Source organism: Brevibacterium mcbrellneri ATCC 49030, assembly GCF_000178455.1.
Classification (GTDB): domain Bacteria; phylum Actinomycetota; class Actinomycetes; order Actinomycetales; family Brevibacteriaceae; genus Brevibacterium; species Brevibacterium mcbrellneri.
In genome coordinates this window covers 1-13,240 of sequence record NZ_ADNU01000013.1, presented here as the reverse complement: position 1 = coordinate 13,240, position 13,240 = coordinate 1, and the positions used below count along the sequence as shown (strand labels likewise).

The 13,240-nt window shown below is 58.5% G+C and carries 12 protein-coding genes; 5 read left to right on the top strand and 7 right to left on the bottom strand.

All coding sequences use genetic code 11. The features are described from left to right. Window positions 1-28 precede the first annotated feature (28 nt). From bioB to HMPREF0183_RS01955, 3 genes are all read left to right on the top strand, one after another. Window positions 29-1,342, top strand: a complete 1,314-nt coding sequence (bioB, locus tag HMPREF0183_RS01965; RefSeq protein WP_040347704.1) for a biotin synthase BioB — start codon at window positions 29-31, stop codon at window positions 1,340-1,342. A 141-nt stretch (window positions 1,343-1,483) separates the two neighbouring features. Continuing rightward, the gene (locus HMPREF0183_RS01960) at window positions 1,484-1,714 is read left to right on the top strand and encodes an amphi-Trp domain-containing protein (RefSeq protein WP_005882264.1); all 231 of its coding nucleotides are present in this window, start codon (window positions 1,484-1,486) and stop codon (window positions 1,712-1,714) included. 53 nt (window positions 1,715-1,767) lie between these two features. Further along, window positions 1,768-2,613: a hypothetical protein gene (locus HMPREF0183_RS01955; RefSeq protein WP_005882262.1), complete on the top strand. Its 846-nt coding sequence runs from the start codon at window positions 1,768-1,770 to the stop codon at window positions 2,611-2,613. Between the two features lie 9 nt (window positions 2,614-2,622). On the opposite strand, the gene HMPREF0183_RS01950 is transcribed toward HMPREF0183_RS01955, so the two are convergent. Next, complete coding sequence (locus HMPREF0183_RS01950; RefSeq protein ID WP_005882259.1) at window positions 2,623-3,396, bottom strand: NYN domain-containing protein; 774 nt, start codon at window positions 3,394-3,396, stop codon at window positions 2,623-2,625. Between the two features lie 342 nt (window positions 3,397-3,738). Next, the gene (locus HMPREF0183_RS01945) at window positions 3,739-4,617 is read right to left on the bottom strand and encodes a CPBP family intramembrane glutamic endopeptidase (RefSeq protein WP_005882256.1); all 879 of its coding nucleotides are present in this window, start codon (window positions 4,615-4,617) and stop codon (window positions 3,739-3,741) included. A 106-nt stretch (window positions 4,618-4,723) separates the two neighbouring features. On the opposite strand from HMPREF0183_RS01945, the gene HMPREF0183_RS01940 reads away from it, so the two are divergent. Next, entirely contained in the window at window positions 4,724-5,263 is a 540-nt protein-coding gene (locus tag HMPREF0183_RS01940; RefSeq protein ID WP_040347698.1) for a PadR family transcriptional regulator, read from the top strand. Between the two features lie 247 nt (window positions 5,264-5,510). Here the strand turns inward: HMPREF0183_RS01940 and HMPREF0183_RS01935 are convergent, their stop codons facing one another. The 5 genes from HMPREF0183_RS01935 to HMPREF0183_RS01915 all read right to left on the bottom strand — a co-directional run bounded on the left by HMPREF0183_RS01935 (window position 5,511) and on the right by HMPREF0183_RS01915 (window position 11,734). Next, a complete protein-coding gene (locus HMPREF0183_RS01935) occupies window positions 5,511-6,725 on the bottom strand; it encodes a toxic anion resistance protein (protein WP_005882252.1) in 1,215 nt (404 codons plus the stop codon). Between the two features lie 73 nt (window positions 6,726-6,798). Beyond that, the gene (locus HMPREF0183_RS11980; protein WP_050775307.1) at window positions 6,799-7,569 is read right to left on the bottom strand and encodes a hypothetical protein; all 771 of its coding nucleotides are present in this window, start codon (window positions 7,567-7,569) and stop codon (window positions 6,799-6,801) included. Next, complete coding sequence (locus HMPREF0183_RS01925; RefSeq protein ID WP_005882246.1) at window positions 7,566-9,182, bottom strand: substrate-binding and VWA domain-containing protein; 1,617 nt, start codon at window positions 9,180-9,182, stop codon at window positions 7,566-7,568. Before HMPREF0183_RS01925 ends, HMPREF0183_RS11980 begins: the two co-directional genes overlap by 4 nt. Further along, a complete protein-coding gene (locus HMPREF0183_RS01920; RefSeq protein ID WP_005882244.1) occupies window positions 9,166-10,296 on the bottom strand; it encodes a hypothetical protein in 1,131 nt (376 codons plus the stop codon). Before HMPREF0183_RS01920 ends, HMPREF0183_RS01925 begins: the two co-directional genes overlap by 17 nt. Before the next feature lie 115 nt (window positions 10,297-10,411). After that, the gene (locus HMPREF0183_RS01915; RefSeq protein ID WP_005882242.1) at window positions 10,412-11,734 is read right to left on the bottom strand and encodes a M20 family metallo-hydrolase; all 1,323 of its coding nucleotides are present in this window, start codon (window positions 11,732-11,734) and stop codon (window positions 10,412-10,414) included. Window positions 11,735-12,121: 387 nt separating this feature from the next. On the opposite strand from HMPREF0183_RS01915, the gene HMPREF0183_RS01910 reads away from it, so the two are divergent. After that, on the top strand, window positions 12,122-13,240 hold a 1,119-nt coding region (locus tag HMPREF0183_RS01910; protein ID WP_156798051.1), incomplete at its 3' end, for an MMPL family transporter.

Genomic DNA, 13,240 nt, shown 5'->3' with positions numbered 1-13,240 from the left:
GCACTCCCCTGCCACCTCGGCGGCCCCCATCGACCCCAACGCACTCGCCACACAGGTGCTCGCTGGGACGCCTGCCACCTCGGAACAGGGGCTGGCAATCCTGCGCACCGCTGACGAAGACCTGCTGGACATCGTCGCCGCCGCGGCACGGGTGCGCCGCAAGCACTTTGGCATGACCGTGAAGGTGAACTACCTGGTCAACCTCAAATCCGGCCTGTGCCCCGAAGACTGCGGGTACTGCTCGCAGCGCCTGGGCTCGGACACGGAGATCCTCAAATACTCGTGGCTGAGCACCAAGGACGCCACCCGCCAAGCGACCTTCGGCATGGAAGGTGGCGCAGGTCGCGTGTGCCTCGTGGCCTCCGGGCGCGGGCCGTCGAACCGCGACATCGACCGGGTGGGTGAAATCACCAAGTCGATCAAGGACAACAACCCGCAGCTCGAAGTGTGCGCGTGCCTGGGATTCCTCAAGGACAATCAGGCCGAACGCCTCAAGGAATACGGCGTTGACGCGTACAACCACAACCTCAACACCGCCGAATCGAACTACGAAGAAATCTGCTCCACCCACACGTTCGAGCAGCGCACGGACACCGTGAAGAAGGCGAAGGCCGGCGGCTTGTCGCCGTGTTCGGGCCTGATCGTGGGCATGGGCGAATCGGACGAACAGGTCATCGAAGCGATCGACTCCCTGCGCGAACTCGACTCCGATTCGATCCCCGTGAACTTCCTCATCCCGTTCGAAGGCACCCCCATGGAAGGCGTGCACCACCTGACCCCGCAGCACTCGATGCGCATCCTGGCAGCCGTGCGGTTCATGTGCCCTGACAAGGAACTTCGCATCGCCGGTGGGCGTGAAATGCACCTGCGCACACTCCAGCCGCTGAGCCTGCACGTGGCCAACTCGCTGTTCCTGGGCGACTACCTGACCAGTGAGGGCCAGGACGCCATCGCCGACCTCGACATGATCGTCGACGGCGGCTTCTCCATCCTGGGCCAAGAGGACACCAAGGCGCTGCGCGACCAGATCCTGGCCAGCAAAAACGCCCACCTGGCTGCGGTCAACGGCGCCCAGGGTGGCACGGAAGTTGGCGGCGCTGGTGGTTCTGGGGCTGGCGGGGCTGCTGGTTCTGGCTTGCCGTGCGCCGGTGGGGCTGCAGGCGGGGCTGGCATTGCAGGTCAGCCGGGTGCGGTCCCCGCAGGAACCTCCGCCGAGGTGGCAACCGGAGCCGCTCCCACCTCGGCCGGGTGCCCCAAGAGTCGCGGAGAGGTGCCGGGAACGCCCACCGTTCCGGTGATCCGCCGCCGAGGTGCCGGCACCGACCTCCCACCCAACGCGTAACTCCCACCCAACGCGTAAGGGGCAGGCCGCCCTCGCTTTGCGCGGGGGCGCCCTTACTTGGGTCGCCCTTCGTCGCTTCGGCAACCAGACCTCGGGCAGTGATGACACCTTCTGTTCAGATTTGTCTGTTTCAATGACGTCATGAGCGAAAAACTGTTTGAACACGAAACAGAAGAATTCATGACTCGCGAACAGGCCGCGAAGAAGTTGCGTGAACTCGCTGACGCGATCGAACGTCAGAACGAAGTGCGCGTGCAGGTCGGCGACCACGACGTCACCGTGGACGTTCCCGACACCGTGAGCTACGAATACGAAATCGAAGTGAAGCAGGGCGGGAAGTCCGAAATCGAGGTCAAACTCGCCTGGAAGTAAGCCTCAGAAGACACGCTCGCACACCGGAGTTGCTTACATACAGGAGTTACTGCGTGAGCTTGAAGTACGACCTCGAAAACGTTGACACCGAGTTGCCCATCGACGGAGGTGTGGCAGCGTTTGACCCGGTGAGCCTCCGGTTGGCCGCCCAAGCTCTGTCCGACCGTGGCGGCACCGTCCACCTACTACCCAATGTGGCTGGCACGCAGTCGCCCATCCTCACTCGGCTCGCCACGGTGGCGGCGGAGCCGGCGGAGGGGATTCCCACCTCGGTCGTTGCCACCGTGGACACCCGCCGGTTGCGCTGGGACCGGGGCTCTTTCACACCCGAGGCGATTGACTTCACGGACTACACGGGAGCCACGAAATACGGGGTGGACCTGGGTCGCCTGTCCGTGGCCGACATGGGTGACACGCGAGTCACATGCGTGGACATGCTCACTGAGAACGACGAGTCCCTCACCGTGTGGTTCGCGGAACTTCCCAACGAGCTCACCAGCGCCGATGCCCGCGCGCTCACCGACCTGGCTTTGCGCACTCGGGAGAGTTGGGAGGGTGCCGAGCGCTACACTGCCCTGGTCACGATCCCTGCCCAGCAGCTCACGTATGTGGCGTCGCCCCAGGTCAGCCACGTTGATGACTGGGATCTGACGGGTGTGTTGCAGAAGTTCGCGGCGGCTTTCGATGAGACGGGCGCTCGGGTGATCGCGCAGACGGCCATGTTCGCTAGTGCTGCGCTCACGCCTCCGCCTGAGCGTACGTTTGGCGAGCGCGGGCCCGTGGTTCTGTGGTTTACGGAAAAAGGCGCCGAGGTGCCATTCAGCATCATCTACACCTCCAGCCCTGCGTGGTTGAAGGCGGGCACCAAGGTCGATATCGACGGGCTTCAGTTGCCGTAGTGCGCTTGGTTAGTAGTCATCTTCACACGTGTCTAATTCAGACTCTGAACGGTACTCAACGTGGAGCGGGTCGTTGCGATTCTGTGGTTCGGCACGGACGCACTCTCGGATTCCATCAATGTGCTCGTTCAAGCTGTCAGTAATCTTGGCCCACATTGGATCCAGAATGAAGTCAATTCCGGAGCGACGCGCATGCTTGGCAGCAGGAACAAAATCGCTGTCGCCGGAAATCATGACAATCTGATTGACCAGTCTCCGTTCAGCAAGTGAAGCAATGTCTAAACCGATTCGCATATCAACGCCTTTTTGCGTGATGTCCAAATCAAAGTCTTCAGGCTTCAGATCAGAAACTGAGATCTTGCCACTGCAGAGTTTTTTCAGTTTGTCGTACTTGAGTGAAAAGTGACTTTGCGACTCAAGCTCTTCACCCCGCCGGAAAGCAAACTTCCGCTTCCGTACGAGCTGCTGATGAAACGATTGAACCCACCTGTATTGATCGCTTTTCGCCAAATTGACGTGTTCCCCAGTCAGTGGATGAAAAACCACTTTCTCTGACGGCGGGCAGTCGTAATAGAAGACTCGATACAAGCTTGCTTGGGATGCCACAATATGGCGACGGCAGTACTCTGCAAGCTCTTTGGCGCGGTCTTCGGGCGTCTTTTTTCCGAACAGTCTTAATGCACGCTGTCTGTAGAACCCACCATCAACCAAAATTGCGGTCGTAATTGCACGCATAGGTAGGCGATGACTTTGCTTTTTTGAACGCCTCTCGATCTTCACCATAACTCCATCGTTATAGAAAAGCTTCAGTCATCGGCACTCTCCTTATCGTGGAGGGTCAACGGCTGAAGCTGATATGTCATATTTTATGGCATGAACGTCATACATCCAATATCCAGACAATGAAGAAACCTCGAAGTCCTATCGACTGAGAGGTCAGGCAGCTGGATGTGTGGGTTCGTAACGCACCATGCGCCACTCCATTAATCTCACACCGATTCGCGAAATCATTGATCACTGTGAGATTAGCACGCCTCTAATCTCACAGTGAATCGCTGATTTGGAGATTAGTGTGAGATTAGGGCCCCTCTAATCTCATACTCGCCCCAGGTGCGTACTTCTTCCTCACACAGCCGCAGCCTGTTCCGAACGATCCGAAGTACGCGGAAGCGACGACGACCTCGGGCTGGTTTCCGAGCCACACACCCGGTTCACGCGGTACCAACGCAACGCAAGCCCCAAGCCAAACAAACACAGCGCCGGCAGAATCCCCACCACAGGCGAGATCAGCCACTCGAATCCCGGCCGGATCACCAAGTGGCCTTCCATGACCAGAGGGTTGACCGTGACGTCCTCGACCGCATGTAGCAGCACCAGTGGCCAGATCGACCCCGCGAGCCGAAACAGTTCCGCAAACAGCACACCCCACAGCACCATCACACCGCACGCGAACAGCGCAAACACCGGACGTGACACGTCCATCACGGTGCGCATCTGCTCCTCCGGCAAGAAGAACAGGTAGTACGGCAGGTGCCACAGTCCCCACACGCCACCGCTGACCGCGTATACCAGCCAGTCGCTGACACGGCGATCCATTTCACCCACAAAGAAGCCTCGCCACACGGATTCTTCGCAAATGTTCTTCACGAACATCGCGATGAATGGGACGGCCACTGCTCCGCTGAGGGCGCTAAGGCCAACTCCGTTGAACGTGGCGATGCCCGAACCCACACCCGCGACGCTCGACAGCACACAGATGACTGGGTACACCAACAGCGCGAGCACGTACCACTTCCACGACTGTTTGAACCTAGGGTTCCACCGACCAGGCGCGCTCACTTGTTTTGTCACTCGAGCGACAACCACCAGCAGAAACGGCGTGATCAGCCAGACTAGTGAGCCCAGCGAATCCACGGAGTTTGGTTGTCCTAGAAGTTCGTTGATTCCCACGCCGATCCATCCGCTAGCCAATGTGACGATTGTGATTCCGATAAACCAATTCATGACGAGCCCTCCCCCAGAGCTTCGAGTGCGAGCACCTCACTCGCATATGTCTATGCGATATGTCTATCAGATATATTTAAGCGACACAAGAGGTACTCTTGATGTCATGGCACACGTGATTCTGGGGTTACTTCTCTTGGGCAATATGAGTCTTTACGACCTCATCAAAGCTATGGAGCAGGGAACCTCGTTGTTCTATTCGGCCAGCGCCGGCAGTATTAAGCGCGCGCTCGACGGCCTACTCAAGCGCGGCGACGTTCACGTGGTGTCGCAAGAAACCACGGGGCGGAAGCGCAAAATCTACGGCATCACACCCCAGGGACGCACAACTTTTCACGCCTGGATGATGTCACCGCCAGAAAACGCGGACCTTGATGCGGCGGCGCTGACCCGCATCTACTTCCTGGGGCTTCTGGACGAACCCGAACGCGTCACCGTCCTGGAATCGATTCGCGACGCGGTCTCACGTTCGGCCACAACCCTTGAACACACGCAAGACCAGGTGAAAGGCCAGAGCGTGCCAGCGGAACTCGCATCAATTGCGCACTACACCAAGGCCACGCTGGAGTACGGAATTCGCACACACGACACCGCGCTCACATGGCTGGAGGAGCTCATCGCTCAGGCGCAGGCTGACGTGAAGTAACGGCACAAAGTCGCGGGCTCTGCGGAAACTCTTTTACACCTCGGGAAGGGTAGTTTCACTTCGTTTCGCTACAGTCCAGTTCGATTTTGCGTGTCGACTGTAGCGAAAAGCACCCAAAACAGTGACGTGGGTCACCAAAAAGGGGTGTCCTAACGTCGTTTGGATACAGTCGAAAAGTTGGACTGTATCCAAACGACTTTCCTGGCAAGAGAGCCAGCCCGGGGGCCGCACCAGACCACCCAGCCCTCTACATCTCCAGCAGGTTCTGTGCGTTGTTCGGGTCTGAGACCAGCTCATCAACCTGGGCATTACCGTTCTGACGCTCCAGGTACGGCTGCGCCCGGTCCACCTGCGCCTTCAGCACGTCAATCGTTTGCGCGAAGTTCTTGTTCGCTTCAATGCGGAACTGGTCGATCCCGTCCATGGTCTTGAACACGCTATCGAACGCCCGATTAAGCGTCTCAACAGCAACACCGGACTCCACGGCCTGCTTTTGCGTGCGCACCGAATTTTGCGCAAGCATGTCTGACGTGCGGTTGATCAGGTCGTTCGTGGTCTTGTTGACCGCGTCGATCTGGTCGAGCACCAGCTTCTGGTTTTCCAGCGCCTCAGCCGTGATCACCGCGGTCCGCAGTGCCGTCACCGTGGTGGTCTTGGCCCGGTCCACACCCTGGATGAGCTGGCGGTTGTTCGCGTCGATGATACCCATGGACAGGTAGCTCTGGATCGTCACAGCGATCTGCGTCTGAATGTCCTGACGACGCTGACGCACAGCAAACAGCAGGTCCTTCTCCAGGATCCCAGCCTGTTCGGCCTGCCCCTCAGACTTCAGGCTTTCAATCTTGCCCACAACCTGCCCGTCGATCTGCTCCAACAGACCTTCCGCACGCTGCAGTTCGTGCAGGTCCTCCCACAAGTTGCGTCGCTCCACGGCCAGTTCCGCGTTGTCGCGCTGCAACTGTTCCTGGCCCGCGTCCAAGGACCGCAGCACCGAATTCAACTGCTTCTGGTTCGACTCAAAACTGTTGAAGTACTTCTTGACTGCGTTAAACCCGGGCACCCACCCCAGGGCCTTCTGCGCGAAGGTCTTATCCGACGGCGCCAGGTCGTTCATCACGGTGCGCAGCTCCAACAGCGAACTCGAGACCTGCTGCTGGCTCTTGCTGCCTTCCGCCTTGGCGTCACGCATCGACTTCTCCATGAACCGGCTGGACGTCCGCGCGGTGGACTCGAACGTTTTACGCGCCACATTCCCAATCGCAATAATCTGCGTTTGGAACTCCTGGCTGTGCGGGTTCAACGCCGACACAGTGTTCAACCACTTTTCAGCACGCTGGCTGAGCTCAGTGGAAACCGCCTGGTCCAGTGGTTCCAACATGCCAAGCGCTTTGTCGTCCTTGACTTCCTCAACGGGTGGTTCGGCTACGGGTGCTGGAGCTGGTTCTGGTGGTTGCAGAGTCATGACGGTCCTTTCGGGTGGAATTTCGTGGAATTTCGTGGGTCCTAAACGGGTTCTAAGTAGGTCTTAAGTGGGTCTAAATATCAATAATCGACGGGCTATCCGAAGCTTTTAGTCGCCTGCGCAAGAACTCTGAATGCACTTCCAAAGAGTGGCTCACACCGCGCACCACGTCCTGCTCCAGCTGTTCCAGAGTCTCGCTCATCACGCCGAACTCACTGTGGATCGTCTCCAGATTGTTCTGCACATCCTTCAACGCGCCCCCGCTGAACTTCGCCAGGAAGTCGAACGTGTCATCCACCGCGTCCATGAGCTCCGGAATGTACCGGCAGGCGATTCCTTCCAGCATGAGCAGGTCCCCGTCGCTGGGGTCGCGTTCTTGCACGGCTTCGGTCTGGGCCAACCCGTCGATCCGGGTGAGGATCCCTGCCAACTGGTCTAACACCTCGGCCGGCCGTGAGGCTCCCCCATACCTGCCCGAGGCGGCACCCCCTCCCGAGGCGGCACCCGCCCCGCCCTGTGCGCGCAGGTTCCGCTCGATCCGGGGCAGTTCGCCGCGCCATTCGTCGAGTTTGCGCCGAATGTTGCGCGTTGAGTTCAGCACGTTTTCCAGGATGGTGGCGGTGCTTTCGTTAACCCCGTCCGAGGTGGTTACCAGCAGGCTGGGCGCGGGAGTGATTGCGTGGAGAAAGACACCAACGGCGGCGGCCATCGCGCCTCCTGCAGCCACGGCGACACCCGCAACTCCGACGGCGCCGGCAAAACTACCCAGCCCCAAGACAGCACTGGTTGCGCCCAGCAGCACTCCACTGGCGCCAGCGAACATGGCCTGCGTCCGAGGTTTCACAGGTAGCCTCGGATGTCCTTAAACGCGGCGGTGAGGTCGGCGTTGCCGTCGAACACTCGGCCCCCGGTGAGTGAGACCAGTTCCTGTAGTTCGTCTGAGTCGGCGTTTCCAAAGCTCACTGCGAACACGGGGATGTCCTGGACGTCCTGGTTGTTGCTGTACCAGTCTTTGAACGCGCGGAATGAGATGCCGTGCTCGTTCATGCCATCGGTGAACACCACCACCGACGTGATCTTGTCGTCCGACTTTTCTTTTTTCGCCGATTCCAGCGTGGTTTGGAGCGTGGAGTAGATGGCTGTTCCGCCTTCAGCCGTCAGCGTCTGGATCTTGGTGTCGAGGTCCTTGCGCACCTTGTCAGCGCTACCGTTGTCGGTAAGTCTGTATCCGTCGGTGCTCTTGACTTCGTGCGAGAACTCCACCAGTTTGAGCTTTTCGCGTGGCTGGATGGCCAGGAAGCGTTCGGTGTCGTTCTTTGCGCTGGTTCCGCTCAGGATTCCCAGCGCTGTTTTGAGTTGTTCCAACCGCTCCCCGCGCATGGACCCCGAGGTGTCAATCTGGAAGAACATCGTGGCGGGTTTGCGTCCGTTTGCCACCCACGCTTCCAGCAGTTTCTGGACCGTGTCCAGGGTTGCTGGGTACGGGGTTTCGAAGGTTGTGGGGAATTCGTCTGGGTTTGAGACCTTGGTGCGACGGTGCGTTTCGTCCGTGATGCGTTGCTGGACTTCGTCGCTGAGCAGGTATTCCGTGACCTTGTTGAAGTTTTCCTTGGTTGTGTCGTCTGCCCCGTCGAGCAGGGTCAGTGGGTAGTCGGCGGTGACCACGCCGTCCGAGGGTGCGATCAGCACGGGCGGTTGACCCCCGAAGTCCATGCCTTTGAGAACGGATTCGTAGTTGAAGATTCCGTCTGCTTTGGACTGGTCTTTTGCGAAGGCTTCCGCTAACCAACCGGAACTTCCCGAGGTGAGAGAGGTTCCCTTGGAGAATTTGGAAAGTCCTTCTGTGGCGGCTTCAACGTCTTTGGTCTGTAGAGCATTACCTGAACCGGAGAGCGCCGTTGCAGCTTCCAGCACGGTCGAGAATCCGGAGTTGGACGACAGCGGACTGGTCATTCCAAATTTTAGGTCGCCTTTTTCTGCGGCTTTAGCAACGTCTGCCCATGCCGGTTGTTTGTCTTCTGACCAGCCCAGTTGCTTGGCTTTTTCAGGCTTGAGGCCCAGAACAACTGGCGAAGACATGATTGATTTTTCTTCACCAACCAGTGATTTCGACTGCTCAAACAACGACAGGTAGTAGTTGGATGGGAACCAGGTGAGGTCGAAGTCGCCTTGGCCTTCCTTGACCAGTTTTTCGGTGCCTTCAAGGGTTCCGGCGTAGGTGATGTCGAAACTTACACCGATTTCTTTGGCCATGTCGTTAAGGATCGGTTCTAAGTCTTTGACTTCGGAACCTGCTAGGACTTTCAGGTCACCAGAACCTTTTCCGCCAAAGCCACCACCGTCGCACGCAGCGGTCACGAACGTGAGCATGCCCACGGTCAGCACAGCGATCAGGGTGCGGATGATGTGCCAGCCCTTGGTTTTCGTGCTGGTTGCAGACCTACTTGGCCAAGTCATAGCGTCTCCCGATGTTGTCAACAAGGAACGTGGTGATTTCGCTGGACGGTATCTGCGCAAGCTCAACAAAGTCGCCTGCTGGGCGGTACCGGTCGCTCAAGTTCTTTTCTTGCACCCAGTTATCGAACGCAGCGGAGTGTGGACCGTTGCTGCGGAACCCGTGTTCAGCGAGGAGTTTGGCCAACTCTTCGTCATTGGACAACAGCTCCATGACCTTGTCACCGTTCTCCGTAAACGTCACAGCGGTGTGTGTGGAGAAGACTGTGGGGCTTGGGTAGGCCAGCACCATGTTGTCCCGAATACGTGAGTTCTGTGCGGTTTCTTCACCCAGGAACTGACCTTCATACGCGATGACCATGGGCGCTTCACCCATCCCGCGGCTCAAGTAACGTTCAAACGGAGCAGCTGACGACCCTTGCGCGTACCCCTGGTTGAGGAAAAGTTTGGATAGGTCATCGACTTGTGATTCAGCCGCACCTTTGTCGGTGACGACTGAGTTGTTGTTTAAGACGTAGCTGGCCAGCGTCATGTACATCACCGCGGAGTTGGACTTGCGGATGTCAGTACTGGTGATGAGCACATTGCGTTGGGGCTTGTACGCCTTGTTGTCTTTCAGGTCGCTCCACCGTTTGTTCTCTTTAACCAGTTCCAGGTACTTGGCCATGTCGATTTCCCAAATGCCCTGGTTTTCATGGGCAACACCGTTCTTAGCTAAAACTTGAACGACGGGTTCAAAGGTTGCAATTGCGATGGGCGAGAAGAACGGCGTGTACGTGTTTCGAGCTTTGTCTTTGAACGCTTTTTGAACCGCCTGACCAGAGGATTCAGATGATGGGAACGCGAAGTCGTTATTAGTCGTGGCTTCGTTTTGCGCCATAGCAAGTGAGCCAGCGGTCGTCACTTTCACTGTGAAGCCTTTATTGGCGAACGCCTCGACCACTCGCGGGTCTTTAAAGAAGGCTTCCTTCTCGCTACCTACAACCGCTGTGACTTCGGTTTTCGGTTTGCCAAAGATGCTAAAGCCGAATCGGCTGGCGACGGCTATGCCAAGCACCGCAACAAGAACAACGATGATGGTCGCACCCGCGACGGCAGCGATTGTTTTGTTTTTCATAGTACTTCTTAAGGTTAAAGACGCTTGGTGAACGGTTAGTGAACTCGCGACCCCGAAGACGTGACGGGGCGCGGGCAGCTGCTACCACCTCGGGCGGGGCCGGTGGCGTCCGTGACTACTGGCGGATGACGTCCATAGCGTCAAGGCGGGCAAGCGTGGCAGCAAGGACACTCACGCCGTTAGCAATGTCCGAGGTATGGCTGAACTCTTCCGGGCAGTGCGAGCGACCGTCAACGCTGGGTACGAAAATCATGCCCATGGGACCAAGTGCAGCCATGTGTTGTGCGTCGTGACCCGCCCCAGAAGGGATCGCCTCCCAGGTGAGCCCAGCAGTTTGAGCGGCGTTGGCGATTTCGTCGCGGATCGCCGGAACCGTGGGGACCGCCTCCATCGTCTCGAGCCACTCGATATCCACCTCGACACCTCGGGCCTGGGCTTCTTGAGCGATCTGCTCAGCGATGTTGCGTTTGGCAACACCCAACCAGTCACTGTCAACGGAGCGGAACTCCGCTTCGAGCGTTGCCCGGCCTGGCACCACGTTGAGCGCGCCGGGCCATGCGTCCATCCGGCCCACAGTTCCTACCCCGTGATTGGGGGCGCCACACGTGACCCGTTCGACCGTCAACGCCGAGGCGGCCGCGGCCATGAGAGCATCGTGGCGCACGTCCATGGGTGTAGTTCCCGCGTGGTCGGTGCGCCCGCTGAACTGGGCAATGAAACGCGAGATTCCCGTAATCGCTGTAACTACACCGATCTGAGTGTTGTGACGTTCGAGCTGTGGCCCCTGTTCAATGTGCAGTTCAATATAGGCGTGGAAGGAGCCGGGCTGCCACGCGTTGTTAAGCGCAGCGTTGGGGTCCACACCAAAGCGTGTCAAGGCGTCGCCAAATTTTGTGCCGTTGGGGTCGGTGTAGTCCAGCATTGCCGGGGTCACGCCTCCCACCAGGGTGTTTGATCCCACGCACATGGTTCCAAAGTCGTTGGCTTCTTCGCCTAGGAAGTCGATGACGATGAGGTCGCGTTCGAAACGTCTTCCTACTCGACGCATCGCTTCGACCATTTCAATGGCACCCAGCACGCCCACGATTCCGTCGAACCGGCCACCTGAAGCAACCGTGTCCGTGTGCGAGCCCGTGACTAGCGGTTTGAGCCTGGCGCCACCCTCACTGGCCAGTCCAGGCAGGCGACCGATGATGTTGCCCGCCCCGTCCGTACGGACTTCCAGGCCTGCGCTCTTCATGCGGTTTGCTACAAATTCGCGGGCCGCCTTGTACGGTTCGCTGAGCACTTGGCGGGTCCAGCCGCCCTGCGCTGAGTCAGTGTAAGTGGACAGCTGGCTGATTGCTGATTCCAGTGCTTCTGCATCAGGTTCAATGGGCCGGTGGGTGCTGGGCTTTACGGCACCGGTGCTGGGCTCGGGTTTTGAATTCTGCGTCATTGCTCAACCTCACTGTCGTAGCGTGGACTCTTTCGGTATTGGTTCCCGATCGTAGCCCTGGGCGGTTCCAGGCGAGGTTCGTGTCCAGACTGTAGTTCTTGATGCGTTTTATGCTTATGGGTCCAACCCGCTTGGATGCGTTTGGCTACAGTCGAGCACCGGAAATGCGCTCGACTGTAGCGAAACAGCCAGTTTTTTCACTCTGAGCGAACAAAACCGGTCATTTGGATACAGTCCAAGATCTGGACTGTATCCAAACGCAGTTTTCACCCGGCTCTCACCACCCAAACCACCACGCACAACCCGCACCCCATCAACCTTTTGGTGGATTCCACGTTCAACCACCGGCGCGATGTGCCCATGCGCAAACCTTGGTGAGCTGGATGTATGACTACTTCAACTAACTCTCGATCCTTTGCGGATCGCCTCACATCCCGCCGTGGCGCGTGGATCACGTTGGGCGTTTCGCTACTGATACTCGTGGCGCTGTTTGGCGTATTCGGAAAGGCGAAGGCCCCGGTGGGCACCAACCTCGCCCCCGCTGACTCCGAATCCGCCCACGCTGCTCAACTCATGGAAAAGTTTCCAGAAGCTGACCGCGGCACGATCCTGGTCGTGGCTTCGCGTGACGACGGTGCGGAGCTCACTGAAAACCAGCTCGCCCAGCTGAAGGACCTTCTGCCGGTACTTGATAACCACCTCGGCGCTGAATCCAATGGACCGCTGCCCAGTGAAGACAAGAAGGCCGCCCTGCTGGTCACTGACATGCAGGTGAGTGAGGCGTCTACTGAGAACGCCGAGGTCGTTAACGGTCTGCGTGCCACCCTGGCTGACAAGGTGCCGGCTGGCATGTCGTTGCAGGTCACGGGTGGTCCGGCGTTTGGTGCGGACGTGGCTGGTGCTTTCGATGGCGCGAATTTCTTGCTGTTGTCGATCACGATTGGGATCGTGGCGGTTCTGCTGATTCTGACGTACCGCTCCCCTATTCTGTGGCTCTTGCCTCTGTTTGCAGTGGGTATGGCAGATGGTTTAGCTGGCCGAGTCACCGCAGCCACCGGAGCCGCGTGGGACCTGCAGTTTGATGCCGGGATCATTAGTGTTTTGGTGTTCGGCGCTGGAACGAACTACGCGCTGCTGCTTATCTCGCGTTACCGCGAGGAGCTTGTGCGCACACCAAACCACCGAACCGCTTTAAGCAACGCGTGGCGCGGTACAGTACCCGCGATTCTGGCATCGAACTTCACGGTTGTTCTGGCGCTACTGATCTTGGTGGTCGCGGTGATTCCGAGTACCCGCGGTATTGGGATTGCTTCAGCGATCGGCCTGGTGATCGCGCTCGCAGCGGTGCTGTTCCTGCTTCCACCCCTGCTTGCGATCAGCGGGCGAAAAGCGTTCTGGCCCTTCATTCCTAAGCCGGAACAGAACGCGGCGACACCAGACACCCCGGCAACCACCTCGGGCTCAACCCGCGCCACAACACAGAACACCACAACACAGAAACGGTCC

Coding starts and splice junctions, on each gene's coding strand:
- HMPREF0183_RS01960 (WP_005882264.1), top strand. CDS start 1,484: ATGAGCGAAAAACTGTTTGAACACGAAACAGAAGAATTCATGACTCGC.
- HMPREF0183_RS01950 (WP_005882259.1), bottom strand. CDS start 3,396: ATGGTGAAGATCGAGAGGCGTTCAAAAAAGCAAAGTCATCGCCTACCT.
- HMPREF0183_RS01945 (WP_005882256.1), bottom strand. CDS start 4,617: ATGAATTGGTTTATCGGAATCACAATCGTCACATTGGCTAGCGGATGG.
- HMPREF0183_RS01940 (WP_040347698.1), top strand. CDS start 4,724: ATGGCACACGTGATTCTGGGGTTACTTCTCTTGGGCAATATGAGTCTT.
- HMPREF0183_RS01935 (WP_005882252.1), bottom strand. CDS start 6,725: ATGACTCTGCAACCACCAGAACCAGCTCCAGCACCCGTAGCCGAACCA.
- HMPREF0183_RS01925 (WP_005882246.1), bottom strand. CDS start 9,182: ATGACTTGGCCAAGTAGGTCTGCAACCAGCACGAAAACCAAGGGCTGG.
- HMPREF0183_RS01920 (WP_005882244.1), bottom strand. CDS start 10,296: ATGAAAAACAAAACAATCGCTGCCGTCGCGGGTGCGACCATCATCGTT.
- HMPREF0183_RS01915 (WP_005882242.1), bottom strand. CDS start 11,734: ATGACGCAGAATTCAAAACCCGAGCCCAGCACCGGTGCCGTAAAGCCC.